Raw genomic sequence first — 5,461 nt, 5'->3', positions numbered from 1 at the left:
TTATAGATGTACTGTACTTTGAAATATCAGCATTAAGGCTCGCAATCTGTTTTGTAATATTTGCAATTTGATCTTCTGTATCAGCAACAAAATTTGCAAGTTGAGATTTTCTCTTGATTTTTTTATCTTCATTGCTGATTTTTAACATCAAATCTTGTTTTGATTGCAAAATAGCATTAAGCTTTTCATTAATAATTTCCGTGGCATTTTCGATTGTGGCATCAGCAAAAAGTTTTGTAAGCTTTTCTTCTGCTGTGGATTTTGCATTATCGTAAATTCCCTTTTTATTGTTGCTTATTTTGCTTTCATCATTAGCCAAATTCTGAGCTTTTTTAGCGTTTTGCTCAGCTTTTTTCACCTCTGACTCGGTTGGTGCATTATCAGCTTTTTCAGCCTTATGAGGATGAGTGCATGAACCGCATACCGGACAAGGCTCACCGTCTGCAAGGTTTTCCGCCATAATGCCTGCCTGTTCGTTATTAAAGGCGGTACGCATTTTTTCGGCTTTGTCATTGGCAATCTTAGCCTTTTCCGCTGCCGCAATGTAGCTTTGCTGTGCCTGTTTTAAATCATTTGCAAGCAAATCAAGCTTTTGAAGGTCTGATTTCAAGGCTTTGATTTCACTTTCATTGTCTGAAAGCTTTTCAAATTGTGCCAACAGCTTTTCTTTATCTGCCATTGCATTTTCAAGTGCAGCTGATTCATCTTTATAGCTTTGTAAATCAGCATTGCTTTTCACAAGCCTTTGCTCATTTTCCTTGCAAATTTTTTTAGCATTGTCAAGCAAATTTAGATTCTGCTTTTTTTTATTTTCAAGCTTCTCAAGCTTGTCATAGTCATTAATATGATCGTTTATTATTATATTTGCCTCTTCAAGCTGCCTTGTCTGTGGCTCTTTTTGCTGTTCATTTTCAAGCAGTTCTTTGTACACCTCAAGCTTTGGTTCTGTCTGCTCAAGGTTTGATTTTGCAAGAGCAAGCGAGTTTCGTGCTTTGTTGTGCTCCTCTGCCTTTGAAATCACCTCTGTAAGGGAGCTGATTTTTTCCTCGATTTTTTTAAGCTTTTCCCTGTATTGTTCAGAGTTCTTCCTATCCTCATTAATAATAGTTTCAATAAGCGTTAGCACATCTTCTGTAAGCATTTCGCCGTTCTGTGCTTTTTGCAATTCTGTGAAAAGCCCGCTTTCCTCATCACACGCAATACTGTTTATATATTGCTCAACATAGCTGTTTGCCTTTTCTTTAGCTTTGGTAATCTCAGAAAAATCTTTCTTTACCCTGTCCTGAAATATCTGATAAATGTCGGTTTTAAAAATATTTCTGAAAATTTCCTGTCTTTCCTTAGTATTTGCATATAAAAGTCTGAGAAAATCTCCCTGTGCAATCATTGCAATCTGCGAAAATTGATTTTTATTTATGCCGAGAATTTCTTCTATTGTATCATCAACAGCTTTGTTATTGTTAATTACCCTGCCGTCCGGTAAAATCAATTCCGCACTTGCCGCTTGCTTGGTGTAGCCGTCACCTCTCAGCTTTTTTCTTTCGTATTCCGGATTTCGTTTGATTGTATATTGCTTGTCACCGTTTATAAAAGTAAGCTCTACTTCCGTTGGTACAGCATTGTCTGCGTACTTTGAGCGTAACATAGAAGTGTTTCGGTTGCTTCCGCTTGCCTCGCCGTAAAGAGCGTATTTTATAGCGTCAAAAATTGTGGTTTTGCCTGCACCTGTGTCGCCTGTAATCAAATACAAACCGCTTGTGCCAAGCATTTCAAAATCTATTGTCTGTGTGCCTGCATATGGGCCGAATGCCGAAATTACAAGTTTTATTGGTCGCAAAACAATTCCTCCTTTATCTGCTCTAACAATTTTTCTGCATATTCAAGCTGTTCCGCACTCATTTCTTTACCGTTCTGCTTTTCAAAAAATTCTGACAAAAGTTCCGTTTCAGATTTATTTTCAATCTTCTCGACCTCAAATAAAACAGATGAGTTTCGTGTGCGAGTGTTGTCGTACTCAAGCTTCATTAAATTCGGATAAATTGTGCGTAGCTTTGAGATTGCGTCCGGCTCGTCCTCCTCATCTGTCAATGTTATGAACACATAATCCTCTAAGTTGGTATTAATGTAGTTATCGTACAAGGTGATTTCATTATATGTTCCCTTTATTTCACGCATTTCATGCAATGGTTTAAGCGGTACTACAGAAATTTCAAGATTGCCCTTTTCAGCAATATCGACTATAGATACAGACTTAATATGATTTATTTCAGACTGTGAATATTTAAGCGGAGTACCGCAATAGCGGATTTTCTCACCGATATTCTGTGGGCGGTGAATATGACCAAGTGCGACATAATCAAAGCTATCAAAAACATATGACTCTACATTATCCGTACCGCCGACCATAATGCTCTCCGACTCAGACAAGAATGCTCCAGTGACAAACTGGTGTGTTATTAAAATATTTCTCCCTTTTTCGTCGATATTCATTTGAGAAACTGCTAATTTCATCGCATCGGTGTATGTATTGATTTCTTCTTCGGGAAAATATCTTCTCACATTTGACGGTTTTATAAACGGCAGTAAATAAAAATTAATTTCACCGTACTTATCACTAAGTGTAACAAGATCAGCTTTTCCGTTATAAACCTGTGACATATGCACACCGCTTTTTCCCATAAAGCGTGAGCCAAAGGCAATACGCTCCGGTGAATCGTGGTTACCACTGATTACAAGCACCTGCAAATTCCTTTGTGTAAGGCTATACAAAAAGTCATCAAAAAGCTGTACTGCCTCGGCAGACGGTACGGGCTTGTCATAGACATCGCCTGCAATTATAATTGCCTGTGGCTTTTGCTCATCAATTACAGTAAATATTTCATCTAATATATATTTTTGATCTTCAAGCATAGAATAGCCGTTCACACGCTTTCCTAAATGCAAGTCAGACAAATGAATAATTCGCATAACATCAATCCTTATGTTTGTTATTTTGCTTAATTATATCACACCTGTTTTGATTATTAAAGGTATTATTAATAAAAAAACAGACTATTACCTGTTGGTAACAGCCTGCTGTAAGGGAAGGAAAAGTTTAGATAACTTTTCAGCTTGTTATTAAATTATTCAGCGTCAACAAGTGCTACTGCATATGTCATTGTACCTGTGTACTTAATGCCCTTTGGAGTTGACGGATTATTGAGTACAGGCTTAACAGTAAATGTTGTTGAGCCATCCTCTGTAAATGAAGCAAGCTCCACACCGTTTACCTGATCCTTTGTTCCTGTGGTTTCAACAACGCTTTCATCAGGCATAATGAACTGATAACGAAGTGTTGACTTTGCTGCCTTTTCGCTTTCTCCTGTGAGTACCATCTGATTCCAGAAATAATCTGTACCTGCAATAGTAACAGAAACCTTTTTACCGTCAAGATTCGCTACATTTTCAGCTTTAATTTCTACAGGTGAACCCTCTGTTGTAAGAGTTACCTGTGACGGAATTGTAACTGTGTATGATGGGTCAAATTTATATTCGTATGAGAACGAAGTGCTTGCGTTTTCTTCTGTCTGAGGTGTAACCTCCGCTGCTGAAACTGAAACTGCTGTGGCTGCAAGCATTGCAAGAGCTGCTGTGATTGATAAAAACTTTTTCATAATGTTACTCCTTAATTGATAACTTTTTCTTTTTATAGAACCAGAAAAACACTACTGTAGCTGTGAGCATTAAAAAGGCAGTTGCTATAGTTGTTAAAGAAACTATTGAGCCTGTTTTTACAGTGCTGTTATCTTCCGGCAAAAAAGTTTTATTACTTTCGGTAGTATTATTTGCCTGTGCTTGAGATGTAAATTGTGTGGTTGTTTCTTCTATATTCAGAACTACTTCTGTTTTTGCTGTTTCAACAGCCGCTGCATAGGCACAGCAAACTGTTGAAATAACACATAAAGCTAAAACTAAGGTAATAATAGTTCTTTTCATAATTAATTACCTCGGATTGATTATTTATCCTCAAGTGATACTGTGTAATTAATTACGCCCTTGTAGTTGCCTGCACCTACACTGCGGTAATCCTTGAGCTTGATTTTTCTTGTAACTGTGCCAAAGTTCGAGCCGTCCCAAGAAGCAATTTCATCACCGATTGTATAGTAAGTAGGGTTTGCAAAAGCGTCTGAATTGTAGATTACATATTCGGCTTCCTGAAGATTTCTTGAATCCCACACTGCGAGTGTATGAAGATTTCCTGAGTAGCCTGCACTTTCAATTTTAACGCTTACCTTTTTGCCGCTTGGAACAAAGGCTGTGTCATTTTCAAGTGCAAGTGAGTAAGACAGGGTTGATGACTCTTTCTGTAACTCTGCTGTAAGCGGAATCGATACTGTGTAAGCTGGTACTATTTCTGCCTCGCTTTTTGAATATGTGATTTTCTGCTGAAATTCTGCTGTGGTATTGTTTTCGTCAACAACAGGTGTTTCTGTAGTTGATGCTGCGAATGCTGATGTTGCTGCACATACGCTTAATGCTGATGCCATTAATACAGCTGTGATTTTTTTTGCATTGATTTTCATAAATTTTCTTCTCCTTAAAATTACAATTTCTAATGTCTTTGCCGCTTTTGTGGCTTATATATATAACCCCGAAGGGATTATTGTTACTCTACTGTGAGTGTACTCTTAACCTGAGCACCGTTCATTTCGGAATTACTGTCAACTGAATATGTGGAAATATTGATTATCAGCGTATATGTCCCCTTTGCAAGCGGTGCGTCAAGAGTTACTCCTTTTATTGCATCACCGGGTTTTACAAGGTCGGTAGTGCAAAGTGTTTCGCCTGTATCCTGTAATGAAAGTGTGAACTTAAAATTACAAGGATTGCCCTCAGGATTGAGCAAAGTAATAGGAAAGTCTGTGCTTTCACTTGAGATTGTCATATCGGGATAGCCGGGAATTTTAATGCCCTGTGCTTCTCCGCCGGCATTTGAAACCTCTTTGTCATAGTGTGAAGCGTTGTTGTCAAACACAACTCCCTGTTGCTCAGGTACGGATTGATTTTGCGTATTGTTATTATTCATAAGCAATACGCCCATTGTAATGCCTGCACCTGCAAGTACAATAACTACTGCTACTAAAGCTATGATTATTATTTTGGTATTTCTCTTTTTATCTGTCATTTTTCTTCCCCTTTTCTGACGATATTCTAACACTGTAATTTTATAGCAGAGTCATATTCATTTATTATTAATGTAAAAGATTGTAAAGTTTTGGGCAGTAAAAAAGCCCTGCACACGGCAAGGCTTTACAAATCACTTCATACTGTCTATAAACTTTTTTAAAATCTTTCGGCTGTTTTCATCAGCAAAGAATGAATATTCGGGGTGCCATTGCACCGCCCACACAAAGCTTTTGTCGGGTGCATACACAGCCTCACAAAGTCCATCCTCGGAAACCGCCATACATTCAAGCCTTGG

Annotated in this window: 7 protein-coding genes; all 7 read right to left on the bottom strand. The window is 37.9% G+C overall.

Going from position 1 to position 5,461, the window contains the following annotated elements:
- On the bottom strand, positions 1-1,837 hold a 1,837-nt coding region (locus tag ACJMMI_RS07945), incomplete at its 3' end, for an AAA family ATPase (RefSeq protein WP_405354787.1).
- A complete protein-coding gene (locus tag ACJMMI_RS07940) occupies positions 1,825-2,967 on the bottom strand; it encodes an exonuclease SbcCD subunit D (protein ID WP_405354785.1) in 1,143 nt (380 codons plus the stop codon). The genes ACJMMI_RS07940 and ACJMMI_RS07945, both read right to left, overlap by 13 nt.
- A gap of 155 nt (positions 2,968-3,122) precedes the next feature.
- Positions 3,123-3,653, bottom strand: coding sequence for a hypothetical protein (locus ACJMMI_RS07935; RefSeq protein ID WP_405354784.1), 531 nt, complete (start codon positions 3,651-3,653; stop codon positions 3,123-3,125).
- Positions 3,654-3,657: 4 nt separating this feature from the next.
- On the bottom strand, positions 3,658-3,975 hold the full coding sequence (locus ACJMMI_RS07930) for a hypothetical protein (RefSeq protein ID WP_405354782.1): 318 nt from the start codon (positions 3,973-3,975) through the stop codon (positions 3,658-3,660).
- Between the two features lie 20 nt (positions 3,976-3,995).
- Positions 3,996-4,562 (bottom strand): hypothetical protein, encoded by a 567-nt coding sequence (locus ACJMMI_RS07925; RefSeq protein WP_405354780.1) that lies wholly within the window; start codon positions 4,560-4,562, stop codon positions 3,996-3,998.
- An 83-nt stretch (positions 4,563-4,645) separates the two neighbouring features.
- A complete protein-coding gene (locus tag ACJMMI_RS07920) occupies positions 4,646-5,164 on the bottom strand; it encodes a hypothetical protein (RefSeq protein WP_405354778.1) in 519 nt (172 codons plus the stop codon).
- Positions 5,165-5,296: 132 nt separating this feature from the next.
- The coding region (locus ACJMMI_RS07915; protein ID WP_405354788.1) for a gamma-glutamyl-gamma-aminobutyrate hydrolase family protein at positions 5,297-5,461 on the bottom strand (165 nt) is incomplete at its 5' end.

The organism is Ruminococcus sp. (assembly GCF_045129435.1).
Taxonomy (GTDB): Bacteria; Bacillota; Clostridia; order Oscillospirales; family Acutalibacteraceae; genus Ruminococcoides.
The sequence above is the reverse complement of the archived record's forward strand: the minus strand, read 5'-3'. Positions and strand labels throughout refer to the sequence as shown.